This window comes from Streptomyces sp. NPDC001890 (assembly GCF_042891445.1).
In the GTDB taxonomy this organism is placed as follows: Bacteria; Actinomycetota; Actinomycetes; order Streptomycetales; family Streptomycetaceae; genus Streptomyces.
In genome coordinates, this window is record NZ_JBIATE010000088.1 from 1 (window position 1) to 1,583 (window position 1,583).

Here is a 1,583-nt window from a genome sequence, read left to right on the forward strand (position 1 = left end):
AGCTTGACGTTTAACGTCGCAGGTCACCCGACCTGCTGACCTGCGGTTCTTTCCGGGACAGCGGAGGCGGCCGTTCTCCACGCTTCGAGATGTCGAGTCACGAAGTACAAGAGAACGGCCGCTGTGTATGAGTCTGTCTGCCGATGCGCCCACAGGCCAGGCGTTGGACGTGTTGTCCCGCTTTCGGGTCGAGTTCTACGAATGCCTCTACGCCCGTGCCGATGCGCTCTTCGAGCTCACCGACGCGGTGCTGTGCGCGGACGGGCCGGTGAAGACGCTGGTCGAGTTGTCGCTGGCGGCCGAGCACCGGCGTGGGCACGGAACCCTGTACGCCGCTTTGGATCGGGGCTGGCTGGAGCCGACGCGGTTGCGCCGGACCCTGGCCGGCCTGCCGCTGCCAAGGGCGGCCGACGGGCGGATCGTGCTGGCCGTGGACGTGTCCAACTGGCTCCGCCCCGATGCCCCGACCAGCGACGAGAGGCTGTTCTGCCACGTCTACGGACGCGGTGACCGCAAGACGGACCAGTTCGTGCCAGGCTGGCCGTACTCCTTCGTTGCCGCTCTGGAAGCGGGCCGCACCTCCTGGGTGGCGATGCTGGACGCCGTGCGCCTGGGCCCCGCCGACGACGCGACCGCTGTCACCGCCACCCAACTACGCGATGTTGTCGGGCGGTTGATGCAGGCCGGGCACTGGAATCCGGGCGATCCCGAGATCCTGATCGTGATGGACTCCGGCTACGACGTCACCTACCTCTCCCACGCCCTGGGGGATCTGCCGGTGGTGCTGGTCGGGCGTCTGCGCTCGGACCGCGTCATGCTCCGTGACCCGGGCCCCGCGTGTTCCGGGCCCAAGGGCGGCCGCCCGCGCCGACACGGCGGCGTACTCACCTTCAGCAAGCCCGAGAGCTGGCACCAGCCCGAGGTCACCACAACTACGGACACCACCCGCTACGGCAAGGCCGAGGCGATGGCCTGGGACCGGATGCACCCCCGACTCACCCACCGCGGCCCCTGGCTGAAGCACACCAAGGAGGAACTTCCCATCCTCCACGGCACGTTGATCCGGCTGAAGGTCGAGCGCCTGCCTGGCGACCGCGACCCGAAACCGGTCTGGCTGTGGTGTTCGGCGACCGGCGCCACCGGCACGGATGTCGACCGCTGGTGGCAGTCGTTCCTCCGCCGCTTCGACCTGGAGCACACCTTCCGGCTGATGAAGCAGACGCTCGGCTGGACCGCCCCGAAGGTCCGCCACGCGGACACCGCCGACCTGTGGACCTGGCTCGTCATCGCCGCCCACACCCAGCTCCGCCTCGCCCGACCTCTCGCCGAAGACCTCCGCCGCCCCTGGGAACGCCGCACCGAACCACGACGCCTCACCCCCGCCCGCGTCCGCCGCGGGTTTCGCAACCTCCGACCGACCGCGGCCCGTCCGGCAGCCGCACCGAAACCGTCCCGCCCCGGCCCCGGACGGCCGCCCGGCTCGAAGAACAAACACCGCGCCAAGCGCCACGACGTCGGCAAGACCGTCAAACGCGCCGAGACCATCAAGGAACACGAAGCCCGCCGAGGATAAACGCCAAGCT

General features: G+C 69.6%; 1 protein-coding gene. It reads left to right on the forward strand.

Annotation, left to right across the window (positions count from 1 at the left end):
• Positions 1 to 127 precede the first annotated feature (127 nt).
• Positions 128 to 1,573 carry an NF041680 family putative transposase gene (locus tag ACFYY1_RS43265; RefSeq protein WP_388595607.1) on the forward strand — a complete coding sequence of 482 codons (1,446 nt, stop codon included), beginning with the start codon at positions 128 to 130 and terminating at the stop codon, positions 1,571 to 1,573.
• Positions 1,574 to 1,583: the final 10 nt, after the last annotated feature.